This window comes from Aeromonas lacus, assembly GCF_000764665.1.
Lineage (GTDB): Bacteria > Pseudomonadota > Gammaproteobacteria > Enterobacterales > Aeromonadaceae > Aeromonas > Aeromonas lacus.
This window is the reverse complement of the sequence record NZ_JRGM01000130.1, coordinates 120,942-145,135: the sequence shown is the minus strand read 5'-3', so window position 1 is coordinate 145,135 and position 24,194 is coordinate 120,942. Positions and strand designations below refer to the sequence as shown.

Below are 24,194 nucleotides of genomic sequence, written 5' to 3'. Positions count from 1 at the left end.
GGAGCGAGAGGAATTCTAATCAAATAAAATAGGGGGAGAAACAACTTCTCGGGAACTTTATCCGGAAGTGTGAATCTAATCACCCCCGATTCTACGCAAACGCTTGCTATTTGTCAGCCGCTGAGAGCAACTCACTCCCCTTTCTGGCTACTAGCACAATCAACAACAACACAGGCAAGCCCAATAAACTGGTTCCAACAAAGAAGGCACTGTAGCCAATCTGCTCCACGATTTGTCCGGAAAAACCGGCCAGCAGTTTGGGCAACAGCAACATCACGGAGCTGAACAGGGCGTACTGGGTCGCCGAAAAGGCGACATTGGTAAGGCTCGAGAGATAGGTGACAAACGCAGCGGTCGCGATACCGGCGCTGAGGTTGTCGAGGGAAATGATCAGCGTCAGCAGCTCCAGATTGTGGCCCACCTGATGGAGCAGAGCGAACAGCAGGTTGGTACTGGCAGTGAGCAGCGCGCCAAGAAACAAAATGCGCAATGTGCCAAACCGCATCACCAGCACGCCCCCCACGGCGGCCCCCACCAGCGTCATGATCACCCCGAATACCTTGGTGATGGTGGCCACCTCGGTCTTGCTGAACTGCATATCCACATAGAAGCTGTTGGACATCACCCCCATCACCACATCGGCAACCCGATAACAGGCGATAAGCGCCAGGATCAGCATTGCCGAGTGACCGTAACGACGGAAGAAGTCGGCAAAGGGGCTCCAGACCGCCTCATAACCCCAGGCTCCGGCACTGGCCAGCGGGGCAGGCCAGCCACGAGCCAGCAACAGAGCCTTGCGTTCCCCCTGCTGCTGGCTCTGTCCCGCCAGATCGATTTCCGGTTCATGACACAAGAGGGTTGTAATCACCCCAAGGGACATCAGCGCGGCCATCAGCAGATAGGTCACCTGCCAGCCGTGATAGTCATACCCGCTGTTGCTGCCAAACCAGGCCGCCAGCGCCAGTGCGCCGGCACCGGCGATGATCATCGCCAACCGGTAGCCAGTCATGTAGGAGGCCGCCATCGCAGCCTGCAGCCGCTCCGGTGCCGACTCGATGCGATAGGCGTCGATCACGATATCCTGCGTCGCCGAGGCAAACGCCACCAGCAGGGCGAACAATGCCAGCTGGGTTAAACCGCTCTTGGGATCGCAAAACGCCATACCGACCAGCGCACCGGAGATCAGCAGTTGGGAGAAGAGCATCCAGCTGCGGCGACGCCCCAGCAGGGTAGAGAGCAGTGGCAACGGCATGCGATCCACCAGTGGCGACCACAGCCATTTGAAGCCGTAGGCCAGCGCCACCCAGCTCATGTAACCGATATCGGTCAGGCTGACATCCGCTTCCCGCAGCCAGTAAGAGAGGGTGCCAAAGACCAGCAACAGGGGCAGACCCGATGAGAAGCCCATGGCAAAAAGGATCAGCACTCTGGGTTCGAGATAAACGGCGAGGGATTCTCGCCAGCTCGGCTTGCGGATCATGTTGAACTACCTGACGAATCTGGGAAAAGTGCGCCATTTTGGCAGGTTGAGGCGCGATAGCCAAGGCAGGGAGAGAGATGAACAAAAGGCTAACCCCGAACGGGGTGAGCCTTTAAAACAATTACCAAACCAGCCAAAGACGGCGCGGCAGGGAAAACTGGCACCTATTTCTTGGCTTTCTTCTCTACCGGGGGTTCAGCCAGCAACACCACCTTCTTCAGGATGATGGGGCTGGTCGGCACGTCGTTGGCACGCAGAATGGGGCTGTAGCCAGTCTGTACCTGCGCCAGCTTGTCGAGCACTTCCATCCCCTGCACCACCTGACCAAATACCGTGTAACCGGCACCACCATCGGCGTTGAGGTTGTTGTTGTCGACCAGATTGAAATAGAACTGGCGAGTGGCGCTATCGACCGCCTGAGTACGGGCCATGGCGATGGTGCCGCGCTTGTTGGGCAGGCCACCACGGGATTCATTGACTACTGGTTCATAGGTCGGCAACTGCTGGAACTGCTGGTTGTAACCGCCGCCCTGCACCACGAAGTCCTGGATCACCCGGTGGAAGATGCTGCCATCGTAGCTGCCATCAGCCACGTAGCGCAGGAAGTTCTTCACCGTCTGCGGTGCCTGTTTGGATGCCAGCTCCACCACGATATTGCCGTGGTTGGTCTCCAACTTCACTTTCGGGCCAGCGAATGCCAGCGGGGCGATCAACATGGCCAGCAACCAGAGTTTTTTCATCTTTACACCCCTGTGGTCGCAGGCTGACCTTTCAGATAACCGCGCAGCGCCTCGTCGGCCATGATCTGCTGCAGTGCGCTACCCAGTTGCAGGTTGAGAGTGGACTCCAGATCCGCCATGCCCGGCTCGCTCGGGCTCTCCTTGCTGGAGGACATGTTGAACTGCTTGGTCAGACGGTTGCCCTGAAAATCGGCGATCACCTGCAGGCTGACACGGGACTTGGTGACATAGGTAAAGGTCTTCTCTTCCACATTGACCGCGGCGTTGGAGATGACCAGCGTCAGGTTGGTAGTACCGCTGTTACCCACTTCCAGCCCCTGACTGCGCAGCCCTTCCGCCAGCCGTTCGGCCATCAGCAGGTTGAGCGGACGTTCGCTGTTGACCAGCACCGGCGCTTTCTCCTTGTACTTGATGGAGAAGACATAGGCGGCTTCACGCTTGTCCACCCCTTCCATGGTGATGCGGTTACCAGAGTAGACTTGCTGGTTGGCGGGGATCACCTGCGGGTTGAGCATCGCCGTCTCCGGCCAGTGAGTGGCACACCCGCCCAGCATCAGGGCGGCCAGCAGCAAGAGTGACTTTTTCATCATGGGTTTCCTTTAGCGTTTGATGGCTTTCAAAATAACGAATTTGCTGTTCGACGCAACGACTTGTGCGTTGGCAAACAGACGCTTGAGCTTGTTGTGATAGTCCAGATGACGGTTGCCTACTATCCAGAGTTCGCCCCCCCGAGGCAACACCCGGTGCGCATCGCAGAACATCTGCCAGGCGATATGGTCGGTGATCGCCTGCAATTGATGGAAGGGGGGATTGCAGAGGATCCGATCCGCCGAACCGGCCACGATGCCGTCGAGACAGTTGTTGACCATAAAGTGGGCGCGCGGCAACGCATCGGCCAGATTGTGCTCCACATTGAGCCGGGCCGAGTCAACCGCCATGTAGGACTCATCGATAAAGGTCACCTCTACCTCGGGATCCCTCGCCAGCAGCGAGAGTCCCAACACGCCGTTGCCGCAGCCGAGATCGATCACCTGACGGGCACTGTGGATGGGCAGATTGTCCAGCATAAAACGGGCACCAATATCGAGACTGGTGCGCGAGAAGACGTTGGCGTGGTTGTGGATGAGCATGTCGGAGCCCTCCAGCGGCCAAACGGTCGGAAAGGGGTTGGCCAGCGCCGGCATGTCAGCCTGCGGCTCGCAGTGGATGAGGCGCGCTTTTTTCCAGGCCAGCGAGGTACGAGTCGGCCCCAGATACTTTTCGAACAGCTTGAGGGTCGAGGTATGAATATCCTTCGCCTTGCCGGCTGCGATGACGCGGGTCGTCGGTGTCACCACCTCCCGCAGCGCCAGCAGTTGCTGCTCCAGCAGCGCCTGATATTTGGAAACCTTGATTACCACCAGCGCGGGGGCAACCGGCAGCGGCGCCAGCGCATCCTGCAGAATGATCCCGCCGGCATCCAGTCCGTTCTCGGCCATATTGGCCAGGATCCCGCGCTCGCTGATGTAGGAGTCGGTCACGCAACAGGGAGCATGAGCGTGCAAAAAGGCGGTCAGCGCTCCGAAGCTGTCATTCATGATGATGACGGGGCCAGCCTGCTCAAGCGGCGACTCCGCCAGCGTGTTGATCAAATACTCGTCTGCCGCATCCCATGCTTGCAGGGTCTCCTGGCTCAGGCGCGGATAACGATAGAGCGTGAGCTGGCAATGGGGCGTCTCGAGAAGGGTTTGCATAGGATGAGTCCAACCTCGGCTTGATTCGGATAACAGGCGCCAGGGACGACGCAAAGTGGCGCTATTCTAGCGAGGAGCAGGAATTTCACCAGTTGCAAGCGCGTCAGAGCGCGCTGCTCATGGATGATTTCCCTCGCAAGGGGGGTTATTCAGCCCCGCAACTGCCGATAGAATGGCTCGACATTCACGTTTCGGAAACAACACAGATGACCATGCAACAACTGATCGAAGCCAAGCTGACCGCAGCTCTCTCCCCCAGCCTGCTGGAAGTGATCAACGAAAGCCACATGCATCGGGTTGAACCGGGCTCGGAGAGCCACTTCAAGGTCATCATCGTCAGTGAGCAGTTTGCCGGACAGCGCCTGCTTGCCCGCCATCGCCAGGTCAACGCCATTCTGGCAGACGAGCTGGCTGGCCCGGTTCATGCGTTGGCGCTGCACACCTACACCGGAAGCGAGTGGCAAGAGAAAGGCAATGCCCCGCGTACCCCGAGCTGCGTGGGCAAACCGTCGCTCTCCTGACGGAATTGACCTCCCGATAACCTGAACATCGGCAAATTGCCATAAATTAAACAAATCCTGCGCATTTCCAGCCTTTTTGACGGGCTGGAAGTGCAATTTTACCGGGCGATGTTTGAGACTGCCCCATCCAGGTCTTCCCCTACTTTTTCCTCGACAATACGCAAATAAAAAACCTTTAAAACCACGACTTACAAGGGGTTTGGCGATTATTCATTGCAGGTTAATTTTGTGATACCACGGGGATTTTGCCCATTTGGCATGGAAAAAAATGCACCTTGAGTGGTAAACTCAGGCGCTTTTGAATGACCTCGCATGTTTAATAATCGTTGTGTCAGCCCGCCTGACACGGCTGCAATGCCGATTCATTCAACCACCCGTCGTGATGTATTTCTCGGCGCTAACCAACCTCTCTTCCCGTAACGGTAGTGCAATTAAGTATGATTACAATCAAAAGAGGACTGGACATCCCCGTGCTGGGTGCGCCAGAGCAAGTAATCTACGATGGCCCCGCCATCACCCGTGTTGCTACACTGGGCGAGGAGTTCGTGGGGATGCGACCTACTATGTTCGTCAAAGTAGGTGATCGCGTCATCAAAGGTCAGGAGCTCTTCGAAGACAAGAAGAATCCGGGCGTTAAATTCACAGCTCCCGCCACCGGTGTGGTCTCAGAGATCAACCGTGGTGCCAAACGTGTTCTCCAGTCCGTGGTCATCGACCTGGACGGCTCCGATGAACAGGTTACCTTCGAGCACTTTGCCTCTGCCGAGCTGGCCAAGCTCGAGCGCAGCAAAGTGCAGGAGATCCTGCTTGCATCCGGCCAGTGGACCGCGCTGCGCACTCGTCCCTTCAGCAAAGTTCCCGCGGTAGGCACAGCCCCGCGAGCCATCTTTGTGACCGCCATGGACACCAACCCGCTGGCCGCCAACGCAGAGCTGATCATCAAGGAGCAGTCTCAGGCGTTCCTCGACGGTCTGGCCGTGCTGACTCGTCTGACCGACGGCACCGTCTATGTCTGCAAGGGCGAAGGCAGCCTGCCTCACTCTCCTCTGGCCAAGGTCAAGGAAGAGATCTTTGTTGGCCCGCATCCTGCCGGTCTGCCAGGTACCCACATCCACTTCCTGGATCCGGTCAGCAGCACCAAGGTGCAGTGGCACATCAACTATCAGGACGTGATCGCATTCGGCAAGCTGTTCACCACCGGCCAAATCTTCACTGACAAGGTGATCGCTCTGGCAGGCCCGAACGTGCTCAAGCCGCGTCTGCTGCGTACCCGCATGGGTGCCTGCATCAGCCAGCTCACCAACAACGAGCTGCGCGCTGACGAAAACCGCATCATCTCCGGTTCTCTGCTGAGCGGTGCCAAGGCTGACGGTGTTCACGACTATCTGGGTCGCTACCACAATCAGGTTTGCGTACTGGGCGAAGGTCGCGAGAAAGAGTTCCTGGGCTGGATCAACCCCAGCGCCAACAAGTTCTCCATCACCCGCACCACCCTTTCTCATCTGATGAAGGGCAAGCTGATCAACTTCACCACCACTACCAACGGTAGTGACCGTGCCATGGTGCCTATCGGCAACTATGAGCGGGTGATGCCACTCGACATCCTGCCGACCCTGCTGCTGCGGGACATGATCTCCGGTGATACCGACGGTGCTCAGGCACTGGGTTGTCTGGAGCTGGATGAGGAAGATTTGGCCCTCTGTACTTTCGTCTGCCCCGGCAAGACCGAGTACGGCCCCATCTTGCGTGAGTGCCTGACCAAGATTGAACTGGAAGGTTAAGCGATGAGTTTCAAGCAACTTCTTGAAAAAATGGAACACCACTTCGAACCGGGTGGAAAGTACGAGAAGTACTACGCCCTGTTCGAAGCGGCGTATACCCTGTTCTACACCCCGGGTTCCGTAACCCGCAACGCCTCCCACGTTCGTGATGCGCTCGATCTGAAGCGCATGATGATCATGGTGTGGCTGGCCGTGTTCCCGGCCATGTTCTGGGGCATGTACAACGTTGGTAACCAGGCCATTGCCGCGATCGCCCACATGGGCACGGCAGCCGGTGCCAGCAGCTGGCAATATGCGCTGGCGACCATGCTGGGTGCCTCCCTCGATCCCGCTGTTGCCGGCATTGGCAGCAAGATGATGATCGGCGCCGCCCACTTCTTCCCCATCTACCTGACCGCCTTCCTGGTCGGTGGCTTCTGGGAAGTGCTGTTCGCCATGGTACGCAAGCACGAGATCAACGAAGGCTTCTTCGTGACCTCCATCCTGTTTGCCCTGATCGTGCCGCCCGAGCTGCCCCTGTGGCAAGCTGCTCTGGGTATCACCTTCGGTGTGGTAATGGCCAAGGAAGTGTTCGGTGGTACCGGCAAAAACTTCCTGAACCCGGCGCTGGCTGGTCGTGCCTTCCTGTTCTTCGCCTACCCGGGCCAGATCTCCGGTGACGCCGTATGGGTTGCCGTCGATGGCTACTCCGGCGCAACCGCGCTTAGCCAGTGGGCACAGGGCGGCCAGATGGCACTGATCAACGGTGCAACCGGTCAGGCTATCAGCTGGATGGACGCTTTCCTGGGGAACCTGCCGGGTTCCATCGGTGAAGTCTCTACCCTGATGATCCTGCTGGGCGCAGCCATGATCGTCTACATGCGCATCGCCTCCTGGCGCATCATCGCCGGTGTGATGATCGGTATGATCGCCACTTCCCTGCTGTTCAACGTCATCGGTTCCGATACCAACCCCATGTTCAACATGCCGTGGCACTGGCATCTGGTGCTGGGTGGTTTTGCCTTCGGTATGGCCTTCATGGCAACCGACCCCGTTTCCGCCGCCTTTACCAACAAGGGCAAGTGGTGGTACGGCGCCCTGATCGGCGTGATGGTCGTGCTGGTTCGCGTGGTCAATCCGGCGTTCCCGGAAGGCATGATGCTGGCCATTCTGTTTGCAAACCTGTTTGCTCCCCTGTTTGACCACTTCGTCGCTCAGGCAAACATCAAGCGGAGGATTGCTCGTGGCGTTTAATAAAGACTCAACCCTCGGCACCATCAGCGTGGTAACCGGCCTCTGCCTGGCCTGTTCCATCGTGGTATCCGTTGCTGCCGTTGGCCTGCGTTCTACCCAAGAGGAGAACAAGGCGCTGGACAAGCAGAGCAACATTCTCGCCGTAGCCGGCGTGGACATCAGCGATGTAGCCAAGCGCGATCTGGCCAAGCTGTATGGCGACAAGATCGAAGCCCGTCTGGTGGATCTCGCCACCGGTAACTTTGTTGACGGCGATGCCGACAACTTCGATACCAAGCAGGCGGCCAAAGATCCGGCGCAAAACATCCGTCTGGCTGCTGCCGACGACAAGGCTGGTCTGCGTCAGATCTCCAAGCTGGTTCCGGTGTTCTTCGCCAAGGATGCCGAAGGCAAGATCGACAACATCATCCTGCCCATCTACGGTCAGGGTCTGTGGTCGACCATGTATGCCTTCGTCGCCGTTGCCGCTGATGGCCAGACCATCAAGGGCATCACCTACTACGACCACGGTGAAACCCCGGGTCTGGGCGGTGAAATCGAGAATCCGGCCTGGCGTGAGCTGTTTGTCGGCAAGAAGCTGTTCGATCAGGATGGCATGCCGGCGCTGCGCGTCATCAAGGGTCACGCTCCGGCGGGCTCCGAGCACGAGATCGACGGTCTCTCCGGTGCCACTCTGACCGGTAACGGCGTACAGCATACCTTCGACTTCTGGATGGGTCCCAAGGGCTTCGGTCCTTTCCTGGCCAAGGTTCGTGCAGGAGAAATCAACAATGGCTGACAAGAGCGAAATGAAAAAGTTGCTGTTGACCCCTGTGCTGGGCAACAACCCCATCGCCTTGCAGGTGCTGGGTGTCTGTTCTGCACTGGCGGTTACCAGCCAGATGAAGACAGCGTTTGTAATGACCCTCGCGGTTATGGCGGTCACCGCCTTCTCAAACCTGTTCATCTCTCTGATCCGCAACCAGATCCCGAACAGCGTGCGGATCATTGCCCAGATGGCCATCATCGCTTCGCTGGTTATCGTGGTTGACCAGGTGCTCAAGGCTTATGCCTATGACATCTCCAAGCAGCTGTCGGTATTCGTCGGCCTCATCATCACCAACTGTATCGTGATGGGTCGTGCCGAAGCCTACGCCATGAAGAGCGCGCCGCTCCCCTCCTTCCTGGATGGTATCGGCAACGGTCTGGGCTATGGCGCCATTCTGCTGAGCGTCGCTACCGTGCGTGAACTGCTGGGCTCCGGTACCTGGTTCGGCATCGAGCTGCTGCCGCTGGTGAACAACGGTGGCTGGTATGTACCCAACGGTCTGCTGCTGCTGCCGCCGAGTGCATTCTTCATCATTGGTCTGATCATCTGGGGCGTTCGCACCAAGGATCCCAAGCAGGTGGAGGCGAAGGATTAAGGTATGGAACACTATCTGAGTCTGTTGATTCGTTCGATTTTCATCGAAAACCTGGCACTCTCCTTCTTCTTGGGGATGTGTACCTTCCTGGCTGTGTCCAAGAAGGTTAAGACCTCCATGGGTCTTGGTATTGCCGTTATCGTGGTGCAAACCATCGCCGTACCGGTCAACAACCTGATCTACAACTACGTGCTGAAGGCAGGTGCCCTCTCCCCTGACCTGGATCTGAGCTTCCTGAGCTTCATCACCTTCATCGGGGTGATCGCGGCGCTGGTGCAGATCCTGGAGATGGCGCTGGACAAGTACTTCCCGGCTCTCTACAACGCCCTGGGTATCTTCCTGCCGCTCATCACCGTGAACTGCGCCATCTTCGGTGGCGTCTCCTTCATGGTGCAGCGTGACTACAACTTCATGGAGTCTGTGGTCTACGGCGTGGGTTCAGGTGCAGGCTGGATGCTGGCGATCGTTGCGCTGGCAGGTATCCGCGAGAAGATGAAGTACTCCGATGTTCCACAAGGCCTGCGTGGTCTGGGCATCACCTTCATCACTGCCGGCCTGATGGCGCTGGGCTTTATGTCCTTCTCTGGTATCTCCCTGTAATCGGCTTTCCTGCAATCAGAAAGGAACGATAGATGGAAATTATTTTGGGTGTGGTCATGTTTACCGTGATCCTGCTGGCACTGGTGGCAGTCATTCTGTTCGCCAAGTCCAAGCTGGTGACCGCGGGCGACGTGACAATCAGCATCAACGGTGACCCGGCCAAGGCTGTGACCAGCCCGGCCGGTGGCAAGCTGCTCGGCGTTCTGGCCGGCAACGGTATCTTCGTCTCCTCCGCCTGTGGCGGCGGTGGCTCCTGCGGTCAGTGCAAGGTGCGGGTGAAGTCTGGCGGCGGCGACATCCTGCCGACCGAACTGGATCACATCAGCAAGGGCGAAGCCCGTCACGGCGAGCGTCTGGCCTGTCAGGTCACCGTTCGTGGCGACATGGACATCGAACTGCCGGAAGAGATCTTCGGCGTGAAGAAGTGGGAATGTACCGTTATCTCCAACGATAACAAGGCCACCTTCATCAAGGAGCTCAAGCTGCAGATCCCCGATGGCGAGAGCGTACCGTTCCGCGCCGGTGGTTATATCCAGATCGAAGCGCCGGCTCACCACGTCTACTACAAGAACTTCGATATTCCCGAGGAGTATCGCGGTGACTGGGATCGCTTCAAGATTTTTGAGCTGGAGTCCAAGGTCGATGAGCCGATCATCCGTGCCTACTCCATGGCCAACTATCCGGAAGAGTTCGGCATCATCATGCTGAACGTGCGTATTGCTACGCCGCCGCCCAGCAACTGGACTGCCCCTCCGGGACAGATGTCCTCCTACATCTTCAACCTGAAAGCGGGTGACAAAGTGACCATCTCCGGTCCGTTCGGCGAGTTCTTCGCCAAGGACACTGATGCCGAAATGGTATTCATCGGTGGTGGTGCGGGTATGGCGCCGATGCGCTCCCACATCTTCGACCAGCTGCGTCGCCTGAAGTCCAAGCGCAAGATGAGCTTCTGGTACGGAGCCCGTTCCAAGCGCGAAATGTTCTATGTCGAAGATTTCGACATGCTCGCCGCCGAGAACGAGAACTTCACCTGGAACGTCGCCCTGTCCGATCCGCAACCGGAAGACAACTGGGACGGCTACACCGGCTTCATCCACAACGTGCTCTACGAGAACTATCTCAAGAACCACGAAGCGCCGGAAGATTGCGAGTTCTACATGTGTGGACCTCCCGTAATGAACGCAGCCGTCATCAACATGCTCAAAGATCTGGGCGTTGAGGACGAAAACATCCTGCTGGATGACTTTGGTGGTTAATCCATGAACAGCGTTGTAAAGACCTGGCTAGCCTTCGGGCTGGCCTTTTTCTTGACAGGGTGCGGTCAGGAACAAACGGTCCAATCCAAACCGGAGATCCACATCACCGGTAGCACCATGGGCACTTACTACTCCATCAAGGTGGCGGACAACGTCATCAGCGATCCGGCCAAGTTTCAGGCCGAGGTCGATGTCTTGCTGGAGCGGGTCAACGATCAGATGTCGACCTATCGTCCCGATTCCGAACTGTCGCGCTTCAACCAGCATCGCAGCTCCACGCCGGTGGTGGTCTCGCGGGATACCGCGCGGGTAGTCACAGAGGCCATTCATATTGGCCGTGAGAGCCAGGGGGCGCTGGACGTCACCGTCGGCCCCTTGGTCAATCTGTGGGGCTTTGGTCCGGACAAGAGACCGACCAAGATGCCGTCGGAAGAGTTGATCACCCAGACCCGTCAGAAGACCGGTCTGGGCAATCTGCACGTCATCACCTCGGTGGATGCCGATACCCTGCAAAAGGACATCCCGGATCTCTACGTCGATCTCTCCGCCATTGCCAAGGGCTTTGGCGTAGACAAGGTGGCCGAGTATCTGGAGTCCCTGGGGGCGCGTAACTATCTGGTGGAGATCGGCGGCGAGCTGCGGATCAATGGCGTCAACGGCAAGGGACACCACTGGCGCGTCGCCATCGAGAAGCCGACCGCTAATGCCGGCTCGGTGCAGGAGGTAATCGTTCCGGGTGACAATGGCGTCGCCACCTCGGGCGAATATCGCAATTACTATGAGATGGATGGCCAGCGCTTCTCTCACACCATAGATCCGCGCACCGGCAAACCGATCCAGCACCGTATGGTGTCGGTCACTGTGATCCACCCCTCCTGCATGACTGCGGACGGGCTGGCGACCGTATTTATGGTGATGGGGCCGGAGAAGAGCCTGGCCTATGCCAACGAGCGGGGTCTGGCGATCTTCGTCATCACCAAGACCGACAACGGCTTTGAAGAGGCCTACTCCGACGCGTTCAAGCAGTATCTGGTCAGGAAATAGGGAGGATTGATGCAGGTTTTTCTGATCACCTTCGGGGTATTCATGCTGGTGATTGTGGCCATGGCCATTGGCTACATCTTCCAGAAGAAGACCATCTCGGGCTCCTGCGGCGGCCTGGGTGGCGTCGGCATCGAGAAGGAGTGCGACTGCCCCGAGCCTTGCGACAATCGCAAGAAGAAGATGGCCAAGGAAGAGGCCCGTCGCAAGATGCTGGAGGAGAACCGGATCATCTGATCTGCCTGCCTTGCGATAGACAAAAGCGCGCCATCGGCGCGCTTTTTTATTGGCTTTCATGCGAAGCACACCGGTCAGGATGTTCGCTCGATGTAGAGGATCACCTCCCCCAGATGGATGCCGAACTTGCTGATGGCGGCGCGATTGATCAGGCGATCCTCGTCCAGCAGATACATCCAGTCATCAAAGCTCACCCGCACCACCTCGCCGTCCGGCAGTGCCAGATCGAGTTGATAGCGCCAGTTGAGGGCAAACCCTTCACTCTTGCCCACGGCCTCCCCGACCACATCCGATGCCGTACCACGCCAGTGGCCATCAGCACCCTTGCTCAGATGCCAGGTGCGAGTCTGCTGGCGACCATCGTCAAAATAGAACTGCTCGAACAGCTCTCCCTTACCGTTCTGCCAGCGCCCTGTCATCTCGACCCGAAAGCGGCTGGTCACTTCGCCGCTGCGGTCGGTCACCAGACCATGGGCCACCAGCTTGCCATTGAAGAAACGGGCGAGATCCCAGTTCGGCCCCTGCCCCCGATAACTGTCGAGACTGGCACCACAACCACTGAGCAGCAGGGCGAGGCACAATACAAATAGCCGCTGCCCGGATAGCAGCGACCGTAACAACGACGGGATAAACAGCATGACAGACTCCACTATCAGGATTGGCCGCGCAGACGGCGGGTAAGTGCAGGATCCAGACTGTTGTCAGCCAGCCAGATAGCGAGAAAGGCAGCAGAAAATCGGGGATCGTCGAGCGAACCAAGGCGCTTCTCTTGCCACCAGAAGTGGCCATGCCCCGCTTCATCGACATAGAAGGTGAGCCGATCACCCGAAGCCACATCCGGCCAGATTGCGGCGAGTTGCTCCAGCCACTGCTTGCGCTCGGCATCGCTACCCACGCCGAGACGCTGCCACTCGGACGAAGTGGCGCCGAGCAGATCGTCCCGCTCGATGGCTCTGGCATAGGTAAGGGTAAGCGCTTGTGGATAGTGGCCCGGTTGGTAGCGACCGCTCGCGCTGTAAAGGGTGGCATCGTAGAGCTTGAACCAGAGCCAGTTCATCTCCCCCTGCCCGACCGGACGCAGCTTCTGCCAGGGTAGCGTTGCCGCATCGCTGGTCGTGGCGACAAGCAGGCTCAGTGCGGCAAGGTGGAGGCTAATTCCACCCCATATGCCAGTGATTGGGGTCTTCGAGTTCATGCCAGTCCATCTCCTGTTCCTGCAGGGTATTGATATCCTGCATCACTACCTGCACCAGCTGGCCCTGCGCATTCCGCTGGCAGGCAACCACCAGATAGAAGCGATCCGTCAGCTCATGCTGGCTCTCTTTGGTCCACTTGGAAAAAAGCAGCGTGTCGGTCGAAAAGGAGTTCATCATGACTCACCCTCCAGCTTGACCATTACCCACAGGAGTACGGGTAACCACCACATCCAGATCACTGCCAGCAGTGCTGCACTGATCCCGATGCCCCAAGGTAAGTGTACTGCCCCCATGGCGGCCCCCGCCACATAGGAGGAGGCACCGCCAAACACGCCAAACAGCGCCTGCTGCCAGCGGGGCAGACGCAGCAGCCAGCGCATGCCGTGGCCCAGCGTCAGGGCAAAACCGAGCCAGAGCAGTACCAGCCAGAGGGGAAAACCGGACGGGAACCGGAACAAGCCGAGCTGCCATAGCAGGGCATCCAGCAGACAGCCGGCAACCGCGATGGGGAGCAGCCGCCAGTCTTGCTGGCGGCTGGGTGAGAAGAGAAAGTGCAGCAGCAAGATCACCAGCAGCGGGCCCGGCTGCTGCCACTTCACCGCCAGCAACCAGTAGAGGTTGAACCCCAGCAGGTGAGCCCACTGCCACATGGTCACTGACCGCTTACTGGCACATCACCCGACCAGCCAGCGGGGCCCGGCTTGGCAGCCTCCAGCTGTACCAGACTGATGCTGCGCTCCCAGAATCCCCCCTCGCAATAGGCGAAGTAGAAGTGCCACAGCCGGATGAAATCCTGGCTGTAACCGAGCTTGGGCAGCTCGGGTGACAGCGCCAGAAAACGCTCGCACCAGTGAGCCAGGGTGCGGGCATAGTGATGGCCGTGATCGTGCAGCCGCACCAGCTGCATGTCGGTCTCCCGCGCCAGCAACCCCGCCATCTGGGAGACGCTCGGCAGACAGCCACCGGGGAAGATGTAGCGCTGGATGAAATCGACCCCGCGCAGATACTGGGCATGACGCTGATCGGCGATGGTAATGGCCTGAATGAGCAGGCGGCCACCGGGTTTGAGCAGCCGCGACAGCTGGCGGAAATAGTCGGGCAGGAAGGCGTGGCCCACCGCCTCGATCATCTCGATGGAGACCAGCTTGTCATAAGTACCCTCCAGCTTGCGGTAATCCTCCAGCAGCAAGGTGATGCGATCCCCCAGCCCCTCCCGCGCAATCCACTCCTTGGCATAGTCGTGCTGGGCCCGGGAGATGGTGGTGGTAGTCACCCGGCAGCCGTAGTGACGGGCGGCATAAACCGCCAAGCCACCCCAGCCGGTACCGATCTCCAGCAGATGATCATCAGGCCCCAGCGCCAGCCGCTCGCAGATGGTGCGCAGCTTGGCCTGCTGTCCCTCTTCGAGAGTGGCCTCGGCGCTCGGATAGATGGCGCTCGAGTACTGCATATGGCTGTCGAGAAAACCCTGATAGAGGGTATTGCCGAGATCGTAGTGGGCGGCGATGTTGGAGCGCGAGCCGGTCAGGGTATTGCGATTGAGCCAGTGGCGCACTTTGTTGAAGGGGAAACTGAGCCAGCCCAAGCGTCGCTCAAGGGAGTCGAGCAGCGTCAGGTTGCGGGCCAGCAGCCGCACCAACGCCACCGGATCCGGGCTGGTCCAGAGCCCCTCCACCCAGGTTTCCCCGGCGGCGATGCTGCCCCCCAGCAGCAGGCGGCGATAGAAGGCCGGATCCTGCACCACCAGTTCAGCATGCAGATCGGTGCCCGCGACGCCAAAGCTGTGGCGCTCACCGCCATCCCGCAGCAGCAGCTGGCCATGTTCGAGGCGACCCAGCAGATTGAGCAGCAGTTGTCTTGCCCCCTTGTCGATGAAAGAGGCAGAGAGGGTTGATTGAGCAAGTTCCATTAGCGGCTCTCCGGATGGGTAAAAATCGGTGTTCGTTTGATAAAAAGACGCAGGGCCTGCCAGTAGATCCCGAGCAGCACCTTCATTGTCATCCAGGGCCAGCGGGCCAGCAGGGCCACCAGCCCCTTGCGCGACAGCGGTTCGCGAGTGAGCGCAAGGGTTGCGTCAAACAGCTTGGCCTCACCGGATACGGGATGACTCTCGATATGGATCAGTGTCTCCTGCGCGGGCGGCCTGATGCGCCAGTGGTAACGCATCGCCAGCCCCATAAAGGGGGAGACGTGGAAATCCTTGTCATGGGGCGCCAGCGCCGCCAGATCCAGCAGGTAGTAGTGACGCTCGTTCCAGGGGGTGTTCGACACCTCCGCCAGCAGATAGCGGGCTTCTCCCTGTCGGTAGCAAAAGTAGAAGTTGACCGGGCTGAAGTAGAAGCCCAGACAGCGCACGTTGCCGAGCAGCAGCACGCGCCCCTCGGGCTCGGCATCGCCACCCAGTTCGCTCACCTTCTGCCACACCGCCTGCTTGAGACTCCCCTCGCTGCCCTTGAGATAGTCATGGCGGTGAAACGAGAGCAGCCCAGCCCGCTCCACCCCGAACCAGCGCCCCTGATCGATCTGCGGCAGCTCGTCGAGATCCAGCCCCAGCATAAAGAGGCTGTAGGAGAAGGCGTGGGTCCGCGGCGCAAAACGGCGGTGGCGCACCGAGCCCTGCCAGATGGCGCTGGTGACGCCAGCCAGTTCGTCGGCACGCTCATGTTCCGTGGCCACGGTGGCGCCATTCATAGCTCGGCCCCGAAGCGCCTGGCGACGTCCAGCGCGCTGCGTACCCCATCCTCGTGAAAGCCGTTGTACCAGTAGGCGCCACAGAAGTGGGTGTGCTGCTGGCCACAGATCTCCGCACGGCGCTGCTGGGCGGCGATGGAGGCCTGATTGAACACCGGATGGTGGTAGACGAAGCGGCGCAGCACCTTGCTCTCATCCACCTTGCCCTTGGGGTTGAGGCTGACGCAGAAGGGCTCTGGCGAGCTCACTCCTTGCAGGATATTCATGTTGTAACTCACCAGCGGCCGCGCCTCGTCGTTGTCATCGAGCTGATAGTTCCAGCTGGCCCATGCCTTGCGGCGGGTGGGCAGGCAGCGCGCATCGGTATGGAGCCAGACATCGTTGGCCTGATAGGGCATGTCGCCAAGGATGGCCTGCTCCCGCTCGCCGGGATCCGCCAGCAGCGCCAGCGCCTGATCGCTGTGGCAGGCGAAGATCACCTCGTCAAACTGCTCCTCGCCGTAACTGCTCTGGATCACCACGCCGTCCGCCTCCCGCCGCACGCTCTGCACCGGACAGGCGAGGCGGATCTGCGACTGCCAACCCGCCGTAAGGGGGCAGATATATTCCCGCGATCCACCCGGGATCACGTACCACTGGGGGCGATTGGCCACATCCAGCAGGCCGTGGTTGGCAAAAAAGCGCAGGAAGAAACCAAGGGGAAAGGCGCGCATATCGGCCAGCGTCGATGACCAGATCGCCGCCCCCATCGGCAAGATGTAGTGGCGGGCGAAGTAGTCGCTAAACTCCCCCGCCAGCAGAAAGTCTCCCAGGGTCAGCTCGGGGCCCGCGCCCTGATGTTGACCATCGGCCAGCCAGGCCCGCGCCTCCCGGTTGAAACGCAGGATCTCGGCGACGAAGCCATAGAAACGGGGGCTCAGCAGATTGCTGCGCTGGGCAAACAGGGTGTCGAGGTTATGGCCGTTATACTCCAGCCCTTCCGGGCTTTTCACCGAGAAGCTCATCTCGGCCGGTTGGCGCGCCATGCCGATCCGCGCCAGCAACTTCAAGAAGTGGGGGTAGGTACGATCGTTAAAGACGATAAAGCCGGTATCGATGGCATAGCTGCGGCCAGCCTGATTCACATCGACGGTGGCGGTGTGACCGCCCAGGGTCGGCGCCGCCTCGAACAGGGTAATGTCATGGAGTCTGTGGAGCAGAAAACCGGCGGTAAGCCCCGAGATCCCTGAACCGATGATGGCGATCTTTTTCTTCATGAATGGCTTCCTTTCGATACGAGTGCGCGGCCAAGGCGCAGCCAGAGCCCCACCGGCAGCGCACCCAGCAGGCGCAACAACCAGATGAAACGGCGGGGAAAGTGGATCTGGTGACGACCAGCGGTCAACCCGTCCATGATGGCGCGGGAGGCCTGCTCCACCGTCACCAGACAGGGCATGGGAAAATCATTTTTGGCGGTCAGCGGTGTCTGGACAAAACCGGGGCGGATCAGGATCACCCCGATCCCTTTGCTGGACAAATCGAGGCGCAAGGTATCCGCCAGATAGTCGAGGGCCGCCTTGGAGGCACCATAGGCCTCGGCTCGAGGCAGCGGCAGCCAGCTCACCGACGAACTGACGATGGCAAGCCGTGATCCCGCCCCTAGCAGCGGCAAGAAGGCGGCCAGCGCATGGCCGGTGGCGGTCAGATTGGTTTCGATCACCCGGGCAAACAGCTCGCTGTCAAACCCCTCGCCGACATCCATGTACTCGCAGTTGCCTGCGTTGAGGATCAGCAGATCGAGGGATGGCAGGGTGGCAGCCACCCTGCTCATTGCTGCCAGATCCCGGGCATCGAACTGCAGCGATGTGACGCCATCCAGCTCCAGAGCCTGCAGCCGTTCGCCATCACGACCACAGCCCCACACCTGCCAGCCTGCGCGCCGGTAATCCAGCGCCAGCTGGCGGCCGATGCCGGAGGTCGCCCCGGTGATAAGCACCCGGCCGCTCATGCGCCGAGCCTCCCCTTGATAGCGCGCACCACGGGCCCGAGCAGCGGCAACTGCTCGTAGAGCATGGCGCCCAGGTCAAAATAGTCCCTGTGCTGGCACACCTTGCCCGCCTCGTCGAATTCAAGACGGGTGGCCCCCTCCACCGTCACCGGCTCACCACCGCGCAAGCTGGGGTGAGAGAAGGTCATGGTCCAGCCGAGCCAGGCCTGCGACCCTTGCTGCTGCTGACTGGTGATGACGAAACGGCAGTAGGCGAGGCGCTGATAGAGGGCGGCAAAATAGTCGCCAAGGGCCGCCAACCCCTCGATGCGGTGGGCCGGATCGGTAAAGACCACCTGTTCGGCATAGACCTCGGGCAAGCGGTGCAACTGCTGTTTGTCCAATTGCTGATAGAGGCCAATAAAGCGGGCCAGCGGCTCGTTCATCCTATTTCTCCAGAGAGCGAAACATCTCGATGGATCTCACCCGGGCAACGGCGTGATCCACCATGGGTGCCGGATAATCCTGTCGCCCCTTGAGCCGCAGCCAGTCATGGGGCTGATGCACATAAGCGGGGGGAATATCGGCAAGTTCAGTTACCCAGGTACGGCTAAACTCCCCTTGTGGATCAAATCGTTGCCCCTGAGTGGTGGGGTTGAAGACCCGAAAATAGGGCGCCGCATCGGCGCCGGTACCCGCCGCCCACTGCCAGCCGCCATTGTTGGCCGCCAGATCCCCATCGATCAGCTGACTCATGAAGTAATCCTCCCCAAGCCGCCAGTGGATATGGAGATCCTTGGTGAGAAAGCTCGCCACTATCATCCGCAGCCGGTTGTGCATCCAGCCGGTGGCGTTGAGACAGCGCATCGCCGCATCGACGATGGGGTAGCCGGTGCGCCCCTCGCACCAGGCGGCAAAGGCATCCGGGTCCCAGCTCCACGGCAGCGCCGCCGTCTCGGGCTTGAAGGGGCGATTCATAGAGAGGGTCGGGATCAGTACCAGCAGGTGGCGATAGAACTCGCGCCAGACCAGCTCATTGAGCCAGACAAAGCCGGGCTGGGAATTCGACTGGGGCCGATAACCGAGCCGCTGCTGGAGAGCAGCCACACATTGGCGCGGGCTGATGATGCCCGCCGCCAGATAGGGGGAGAGCACGGACGTACCCGCGATGGCAGGAAAATCCCGGGTCTCGCCATAGTCGAGCACCGCCTGCTCCAGAAAATCGTTCAAACGGCGCCGGGCTTCCACCTCCCCCACTGGCCAGCGCGGATCAGCCGTCAGCTCGCCGAGCGCCTCATCAACCCACGCCCGTTCAGCCAGCGGCTGCCACGGCAGCGGCTCGCCACGGGGCGCAGGGGCGCGATGAATGACAAAACCCTCCTCGTCGAGTGCCTTGAGCCAGGCACGGCTGAAGGGGGTGAAGACCTTGAACATCTCACCCGAGCCGGTCAGCACCCGCCCCGGCGGCAATACGCAACAGCCGTTGAGCCAGTGACAACTCACCTCCTGCTCTGCCAGCGCGGCGGTAACGGCGTGATCGCGGCGCTGCTCGTCGATCTCGATAGCCTGATTGGCATAGAGCCGGGTCACCCCCAGCTCGCAGCAGAGGTCTGCCAACACCGCCGGCACTTCGGCAAAGGTCTCCACTCGCAGCAGATGGAGCGGGATGCCGAGCGCCGCCAGCTCGTGGCCCAGCACATCCACCTGCGCCAGCATAAAGCGCTGACGGATGGGGGCCATCTTGTGCTGCCGCCACTGGGTGGGGGAGACGATAAAGAGCGCGGCCACCGGCTCATCATCGGCGCAGGCATGCCGCAGTGCCGGGTTGTCGGCAAGGCGCAGATCGTTGCGAAACCAGACCAGCTTCATGACTTTTTCCTCCCGCGTCCGCTGGCGCCAGCCGCAGCAGGTGCGTCTGCCATCAGCTCGGCAAGGCTCGCCTGCCAGCCGTGGGCTTTAAGCCACTCACCATCGTAGAGACGCCCCAGCTCGCCAAACAGGCGTGTGCCGGCGGGCCAGCCGGCGGCCAGCTCCTGCTTGCCAAGCCCTGCTCCCAGCAGCACCAGCCAGGGGGTGGCAGCACGTCCCTCAAGCAGGCTGGCATGGCGAGGTTCAACCGCCCCCAGCAGTTGCACCTCATATCCCTGACCGATCAGCTCGTAAGCGGCCCAGACCAGATCGAGGGGGCCGACCTGTCCCCAGCTAGCCAGCGTGATCGGCACGCCCTTCTCCTGCTCGATCAGGTGGCGGGCGAAGCGGGTATGGAGCCAGCCCAGCCACACCTGTTGCAGCAGCTCGCCATCGGGCCGCTCACGCCACAGTCCCAGCAGCCGCTCCACCAGCGGTTGCAGCACCCGACTGCGCACCAGCTCGAACGGGTAGCTCGCGAGCAGATCGTTGAGCTCGGCCTCCGCCTTGCGCTGGTTGAAGGCGAGCTGCGCCTGACTGAACTGCTCCAGGGTCTGCTGCCAGTGATCGCTCACCGGCTCGGAATGGGGTTCGCTCAAGAGCCCCTTCACCTGACCGATACTCACCCCCCGCTCCAGCCAGCTCAGGATCTCGCCGATCTGGCGAATATCCTGCTCGCTGTAGAGACGGTGGCCCTTTTCGGTACGGGCCGGCTGCACCAGACCGTAGCGGCGCTGCCAGGCGCGCAGAGTCACGGCGTTGACGCCGGTGAGACGGGATACCTCGCGAATGGGGTAGATCCCCTCATCAGCCAGAGGAGCAACTTCTTGCGATAAATCAGACATGACAACGTCCATCAAACAGAGGTGTAAAGCGCCCTGGCGCAAGCCATGCACCGGGGCAACAGAACGGATTCAGAGCCCGTAACGCAATTTGAGCGTATCGGGGTGCGGATTGAGATAAACCTGCTCGGCGAGATAGGGATTGGGGTACTCGCGCAGGTAGTGACGGATCAGGGTGAGCGGCACCAGCAAGGGGAAGATGCCGGTGCGGTACTTGTCGATGGTATCGGCAAGCTCCTGCTTCTGGGCTGGGGTCAGCACCCGCTTGAAGTAGCCCTGCAGGTGCATCAGCACATTGGTGTGGCTGCGGCGGTTGGCCCGCAAGGTCAGCGCCGTCATCAATCCCTTGATGTAGTTGTCGGCCACCTCCTGCACATTAGCGGACTTGCCCAGATTGCCGAGCAGCTTGCCGAGCGCCCGGTAGTGGGTGGTGGCATGGGAGAGCACCAGATACTTGTAGCGGGAGTGGAAGCGGATCAGCGCCGAGGCGGTGATGCCGCGGGCGCAAAGCTGCTGCCAGTCGTGGTAGGCAAAGACCCGCAGCACGAAGTTCTCCCGCAGGATGGGATCGCACAGGCGGCCATCCTCTTCGACCGGCAACAGGGGATTGGCCTCCATCAACGCCTTGGCAAAGAGGCCGATCCCCTCCTTGGCACTCCCCTCATTGTTGGCGCCATAAATTCTCACCCGCTCCATACCGCAGCTGGGGGATTTGGCACAGAGGATATAACCGGAGATAAAGTCGAGCTGACGGGCTTTCTGCTCGCTGAAGGCAATCAGCTTTTCGGTGACGTCGAAGCTGCCGTTGCTCGCCTCGGCACGGATCTCGCCATGGCGCTTGACCAGCCGGATGGCGGCGCGGGGTGCCCCGAGGCCGATAGCCATCTCGGGACAGACGGGGTGATAGTCAAAGTGAGCGCCAAGATCCCGTTCGCAGAAGCTGGAGCGCTTGTGGCCCCCGTCGAAACGCACCTCTTGTCCCAGCAGGCAGGCACTGATACCGACTTTAATTTTGTACATGATGACGCTCCTTGTATAAGCATTGATTCAGTTATAGCAGTTATACAAAGAAATGGAAGTTGTATAACTATTGCCAACTGATACGACATAAGGAGAAAAAGAGGATCACCGGAAAACAAAAAAGCCCATGGCAAACGCCATGGGCAAGCACAAGACACTAAGGTACGGAAAATTAGAAGCTGTACTTCACACCCAGGCTGGAGATGGAACCCTGTTGCACATCCCACTTGCGGTAGGTGTAGTCGGCAGTCAGTGCCCAGTTCTGGTTGAGCTTGTAGGCACCGCCTACTTTGAAGTCGTGCATATCGCCGGTCATGTTGGCGTAGCGGTAGGCAGTGGAGAGCTCGACATTGCCGATGTCGTAGCGCAGGCCAACTTCACCGTACATGCTGCCGCTGCTTTTGCGCACGATTGCATCCCAACCCTTGTTGTCAACGTTGCTCATCACCTCTCGCTCCAGGGTATAACCCATCACACCGGTTTCACCGTAGAGGTTCAGGCCAGTGCTGAGCGGGGTAAAGACACCAACACCCAAGCTGCCGATGCCCATGCTGTCATTGCCGCTCTGGGCAGAGGTACCCTCGGAAAACAAACGGCCGTAGAAGTGATCGGCAAAGGATTTGGACAAGTCCAGAGTCAAACCGCCAAAGTCACGTGAGCCACCATTATCCCGCGAGAAGTCCCCGCCGAATTGATCGGACTTGAGAAAATCAGACTTGGTGTGAGCCCAGGTAGCCGCGCCCTTGGCGTAGCTGAAAGCATCCTGTGCCAGTGCAGAGGTAGAAGCAAAACCGGCCAGAACCAGAAGGGAAACAGCGCTCTTTTTCATCTCATTAACTCCATTGATAAGCTCGTCGAGCTGGTATGGAGTCATTGTGCGAGGAAGGCATGGCGTTGCCGAGCGGCAAGCTGTTGCCAAATCATGTCAGATGTAAGCAGATATTGCGGATGATGACAGGAGTTACAAATGGCTGGCGTGAGGCTCACGCCAGCCGGTAAAAATCAGCGGAAGACCACCTCGTCGATCTCGACTCGCACCAGCGGCTGACCGGTCAATCCGGCCGGACGGGCAACCTCGAGGGCCAGTGATGGACGCTCCTGCCCCTTGCGCAGGTAGGTCTCCGGCAGACGGTTCTCGGCGACCCAGAAACGGGCCTCCTGACGGGAGAGCTGTACCCCCTCCTGACTGAAGAGCGTGACCCAGCCACGTACACCGACCACATTGCGGGTACCGGTATTGCCCACCATAAAGGTAAGCATCAGGGGATCTGTCCCCTCAACCTTGTCGAGCTTGACCACGATCCCGTCGCGCGCAGCCTGTGACAGCAATTCGGGGTGTGCCTTGGCCTGATCGGTCAGCACGGGGGCCGCTACCGCGACCACTGCGCCTGCTTTCGCCCCTTCGGCCAGCGCCTTGACGGGCTCGGCCGGCTTGACCACCAGATATTCCCAGGTGAAGTCATCGTTCAGTTGCACCTGACGACCATCAGGCAGGGTCACCTGAGTAACAGGAGCAGCCTGCGCCAACACGGGCGAGAGACAGAGAGCAACCAGCAGACGGGAGAGAGATTTCATGGCATGAACACTCGGTAACGGGTGAAAGGGCGACAGTATAAACAGTCGCGCCCCTCCTTGCCTATGACGGGACTCACGTTCCCGCTGTCACAGGAGCCTAGATAGCCCGGTCGTGGCGCTCTTCCTGCACCATGTCGAGGGTCACCAGATCGAACTCGGTTCCTTTGAGCGCCATCAGGATATCCGGCTGGAGATCAAAGGCCTGCGCCCGCTGGTGTTCAGGCAGACGCACCCGGGCCAGGGTCATGCCGCAATCGGAGAGGGTGTGAAAAAACACCTGCGCCTCGTCCAGCCCCATGTCGGCCAGCATCTGCTCGGCTTGATCCACCATCCGCAGGTAACGCTGCTCAAGCAGCCGTGGATTGGTGAAGCGATGGCTCAGGCAGCCATTGCCCCCCTTGCCCCAGCGACCAAGTTCGCGCTTGTTGAAGCCATAGCGAAAATCCCGCCGGGTCATCTGGTTGTCGGCAAAGAACCAGATAGTGTGGTCAGGCAGAGAACCGAATTCAGCCAGATACTCATCCCGCTCTTCCAGCGCCGCCGGCACCAGCAGCGGGAGATGGTTCCACTTTGGATGTGCCCCCACATGTTCACGCAAGCGGCGCACCGGATCGATCAACCCCTCCATGTGGGGCAGGCGATCACAGAAGATCATTTCGTCGGTCTTGATAATCCAGTGATCGATACCGTAGCGCTGGCAGTAACGGCGGGCTCGCGCCACTTCGCTGCGGCTGCGGGTCGGATTGTCAAAGGTGATGGCATGGATCTTCACGCCGCTGGCACGGCACATGTCGATGCTGTAACAGGATTCCAGTCGCCCGGAAAAAGAGACCACGACCTCCTCAAACCCGGCCAGCCGCTCAAGCATCTGCTGCTCGCGGGCCAGGAACGCATGATCATATCCCTGATTCAATAGAACGACATTGGCACCCATGACAACAGCTCCGGCGGATCAACAACAGGTTCCGGTA

Annotated in this window: 28 protein-coding genes; 9 read left to right on the top strand and 19 right to left on the bottom strand. The window is 59.8% G+C overall.

What is annotated here, in order from left to right; genetic code table 11:
* Positions 1-106: 106 nt before the first annotated feature.
* The 4 genes from LG31_RS0109445 to LG31_RS0109430 all read right to left on the bottom strand — a co-directional run bounded on the left by LG31_RS0109445 (position 107) and on the right by LG31_RS0109430 (position 3,953).
* Entirely contained in the window at positions 107-1,480 is a 1,374-nt protein-coding gene (locus LG31_RS0109445; protein ID WP_033114220.1) for an AmpG family muropeptide MFS transporter, read from the bottom strand.
* A 164-nt stretch (positions 1,481-1,644) separates the two neighbouring features.
* Entirely contained in the window at positions 1,645-2,220 is a 576-nt protein-coding gene (locus LG31_RS0109440; RefSeq protein ID WP_033114219.1) for a peptidylprolyl isomerase, read from the bottom strand.
* A gap of 2 nt (positions 2,221-2,222) precedes the next feature.
* Complete coding sequence (locus LG31_RS0109435) at positions 2,223-2,807, bottom strand: YajG family lipoprotein (protein ID WP_033114218.1); 585 nt, start codon at positions 2,805-2,807, stop codon at positions 2,223-2,225.
* A 12-nt stretch (positions 2,808-2,819) separates the two neighbouring features.
* Positions 2,820-3,953, bottom strand: a complete 1,134-nt coding sequence (locus LG31_RS0109430; RefSeq protein WP_033114217.1) for a methyltransferase — start codon at positions 3,951-3,953, stop codon at positions 2,820-2,822.
* Positions 3,954-4,159: 206 nt separating this feature from the next.
* Here LG31_RS0109430 and LG31_RS0109425 point away from each other — a divergent pair, with 206 nt between their 5' ends.
* The 9 genes from LG31_RS0109425 (at position 4,160) to nqrM (ending at position 12,025) form a co-directional block, all read left to right on the top strand.
* Positions 4,160-4,474, top strand: a complete 315-nt coding sequence (locus tag LG31_RS0109425; protein ID WP_033114216.1) for a BolA family protein — start codon at positions 4,160-4,162, stop codon at positions 4,472-4,474.
* Between the two features lie 437 nt (positions 4,475-4,911).
* Positions 4,912-6,255 (top strand): Na(+)-translocating NADH-quinone reductase subunit A, encoded by a 1,344-nt coding sequence (locus tag LG31_RS20955; protein ID WP_033114215.1) that lies wholly within the window; start codon positions 4,912-4,914, stop codon positions 6,253-6,255.
* 3 nt (positions 6,256-6,258) lie between these two features.
* A complete protein-coding gene (locus tag LG31_RS20950) occupies positions 6,259-7,488 on the top strand; it encodes an NADH:ubiquinone reductase (Na(+)-transporting) subunit B (RefSeq protein WP_033114214.1) in 1,230 nt (409 codons plus the stop codon).
* Positions 7,478-8,266 (top strand): Na(+)-translocating NADH-quinone reductase subunit C, encoded by a 789-nt coding sequence (locus LG31_RS0109410; RefSeq protein ID WP_033114213.1) that lies wholly within the window; start codon positions 7,478-7,480, stop codon positions 8,264-8,266. The genes LG31_RS20950 and LG31_RS0109410 overlap by 11 nt, the downstream gene beginning before the upstream one ends.
* Positions 8,259-8,891 carry an NADH:ubiquinone reductase (Na(+)-transporting) subunit D gene (locus tag LG31_RS0109405; protein ID WP_033114212.1) on the top strand — a complete coding sequence of 211 codons (633 nt, stop codon included), beginning with the start codon at positions 8,259-8,261 and terminating at the stop codon, positions 8,889-8,891. The genes LG31_RS0109410 and LG31_RS0109405 overlap by 8 nt, the downstream gene beginning before the upstream one ends.
* A gap of 3 nt (positions 8,892-8,894) precedes the next feature.
* The gene (nqrE, locus tag LG31_RS0109400; RefSeq protein ID WP_033114211.1) at positions 8,895-9,491 is read left to right on the top strand and encodes an NADH:ubiquinone reductase (Na(+)-transporting) subunit E; all 597 of its coding nucleotides are present in this window, start codon (positions 8,895-8,897) and stop codon (positions 9,489-9,491) included.
* A 32-nt stretch (positions 9,492-9,523) separates the two neighbouring features.
* Complete coding sequence (nqrF, locus tag LG31_RS0109395; RefSeq protein ID WP_033114210.1) at positions 9,524-10,747, top strand: NADH:ubiquinone reductase (Na(+)-transporting) subunit F; 1,224 nt, start codon at positions 9,524-9,526, stop codon at positions 10,745-10,747.
* A 3-nt stretch (positions 10,748-10,750) separates the two neighbouring features.
* Complete coding sequence (locus LG31_RS0109390) at positions 10,751-11,791, top strand: FAD:protein FMN transferase (protein ID WP_033114209.1); 1,041 nt, start codon at positions 10,751-10,753, stop codon at positions 11,789-11,791.
* 9 nt (positions 11,792-11,800) lie between these two features.
* Positions 11,801-12,025, top strand: coding sequence for a (Na+)-NQR maturation NqrM (nqrM, locus tag LG31_RS0109385; protein ID WP_033114208.1), 225 nt, complete (start codon positions 11,801-11,803; stop codon positions 12,023-12,025).
* Between the two features lie 74 nt (positions 12,026-12,099).
* On the opposite strand, the gene LG31_RS0109380 is transcribed toward nqrM, so the two are convergent.
* The 15 genes from LG31_RS0109380 to LG31_RS0109310 form a co-directional block, all read right to left on the bottom strand.
* Positions 12,100-12,663, bottom strand: coding sequence for a DUF3833 domain-containing protein (locus LG31_RS0109380; RefSeq protein WP_050513442.1), 564 nt, complete (start codon positions 12,661-12,663; stop codon positions 12,100-12,102).
* A gap of 14 nt (positions 12,664-12,677) precedes the next feature.
* Positions 12,678-13,220: a chalcone isomerase family protein gene (locus tag LG31_RS0109375; RefSeq protein ID WP_033114207.1), complete on the bottom strand. Its 543-nt coding sequence runs from the start codon at positions 13,218-13,220 to the stop codon at positions 12,678-12,680.
* Entirely contained in the window at positions 13,177-13,395 is a 219-nt protein-coding gene (locus tag LG31_RS0109370; RefSeq protein WP_033114239.1) for a TIGR02450 family Trp-rich protein, read from the bottom strand. Before LG31_RS0109370 ends, LG31_RS0109375 begins: the two co-directional genes overlap by 44 nt.
* Positions 13,395-13,871 (bottom strand): DUF2878 domain-containing protein, encoded by a 477-nt coding sequence (locus tag LG31_RS0109365; protein ID WP_033114206.1) that lies wholly within the window; start codon positions 13,869-13,871, stop codon positions 13,395-13,397. The genes LG31_RS0109370 and LG31_RS0109365 overlap by 1 nt, the downstream gene beginning before the upstream one ends.
* Positions 13,872-13,873: 2 nt before the next feature.
* Positions 13,874-15,130 (bottom strand): SAM-dependent methyltransferase, encoded by a 1,257-nt coding sequence (locus tag LG31_RS0109360; protein WP_033114205.1) that lies wholly within the window; start codon positions 15,128-15,130, stop codon positions 13,874-13,876.
* Positions 15,130-15,912, bottom strand: coding sequence for a DUF1365 domain-containing protein (locus LG31_RS0109355; protein ID WP_033114204.1), 783 nt, complete (start codon positions 15,910-15,912; stop codon positions 15,130-15,132). The genes LG31_RS0109360 and LG31_RS0109355 overlap by 1 nt, the downstream gene beginning before the upstream one ends.
* On the bottom strand, positions 15,909-17,168 hold the full coding sequence (locus tag LG31_RS0109350) for an NAD(P)/FAD-dependent oxidoreductase (protein WP_033114203.1): 1,260 nt from the start codon (positions 17,166-17,168) through the stop codon (positions 15,909-15,911). The genes LG31_RS0109355 and LG31_RS0109350 overlap by 4 nt, the downstream gene beginning before the upstream one ends.
* Complete coding sequence (locus LG31_RS0109345; protein ID WP_033114202.1) at positions 17,165-17,899, bottom strand: SDR family NAD(P)-dependent oxidoreductase; 735 nt, start codon at positions 17,897-17,899, stop codon at positions 17,165-17,167. The genes LG31_RS0109350 and LG31_RS0109345 overlap by 4 nt, the downstream gene beginning before the upstream one ends.
* Entirely contained in the window at positions 17,896-18,324 is a 429-nt protein-coding gene (locus LG31_RS0109340) for a nuclear transport factor 2 family protein (RefSeq protein WP_033114201.1), read from the bottom strand. Before LG31_RS0109340 ends, LG31_RS0109345 begins: the two co-directional genes overlap by 4 nt.
* Before the next feature lies 1 nt (position 18,325).
* Positions 18,326-19,747: a deoxyribodipyrimidine photo-lyase gene (gene phrB / locus LG31_RS0109335; RefSeq protein WP_033114200.1), complete on the bottom strand. Its 1,422-nt coding sequence runs from the start codon at positions 19,745-19,747 to the stop codon at positions 18,326-18,328.
* On the bottom strand, positions 19,744-20,631 hold the full coding sequence (locus LG31_RS0109330) for a MerR family transcriptional regulator (RefSeq protein WP_033114199.1): 888 nt from the start codon (positions 20,629-20,631) through the stop codon (positions 19,744-19,746). The genes phrB and LG31_RS0109330 overlap by 4 nt, the downstream gene beginning before the upstream one ends.
* Before the next feature lie 69 nt (positions 20,632-20,700).
* Complete coding sequence (locus LG31_RS0109325; protein ID WP_033114198.1) at positions 20,701-21,648, bottom strand: YbgA family protein; 948 nt, start codon at positions 21,646-21,648, stop codon at positions 20,701-20,703.
* A 172-nt stretch (positions 21,649-21,820) separates the two neighbouring features.
* Positions 21,821-22,477: a hypothetical protein gene (locus LG31_RS0109320; RefSeq protein ID WP_033114197.1), complete on the bottom strand. Its 657-nt coding sequence runs from the start codon at positions 22,475-22,477 to the stop codon at positions 21,821-21,823.
* 173 nt (positions 22,478-22,650) lie between these two features.
* Positions 22,651-23,223 carry a DUF3157 family protein gene (locus tag LG31_RS0109315; RefSeq protein ID WP_033114196.1) on the bottom strand — a complete coding sequence of 191 codons (573 nt, stop codon included), beginning with the start codon at positions 23,221-23,223 and terminating at the stop codon, positions 22,651-22,653.
* 97 nt (positions 23,224-23,320) lie between these two features.
* Positions 23,321-24,157, bottom strand: coding sequence for an adenine nucleotide alpha hydrolase family protein (locus LG31_RS0109310; protein ID WP_033114195.1), 837 nt, complete (start codon positions 24,155-24,157; stop codon positions 23,321-23,323).
* Positions 24,158-24,194 lie beyond the last annotated feature (37 nt).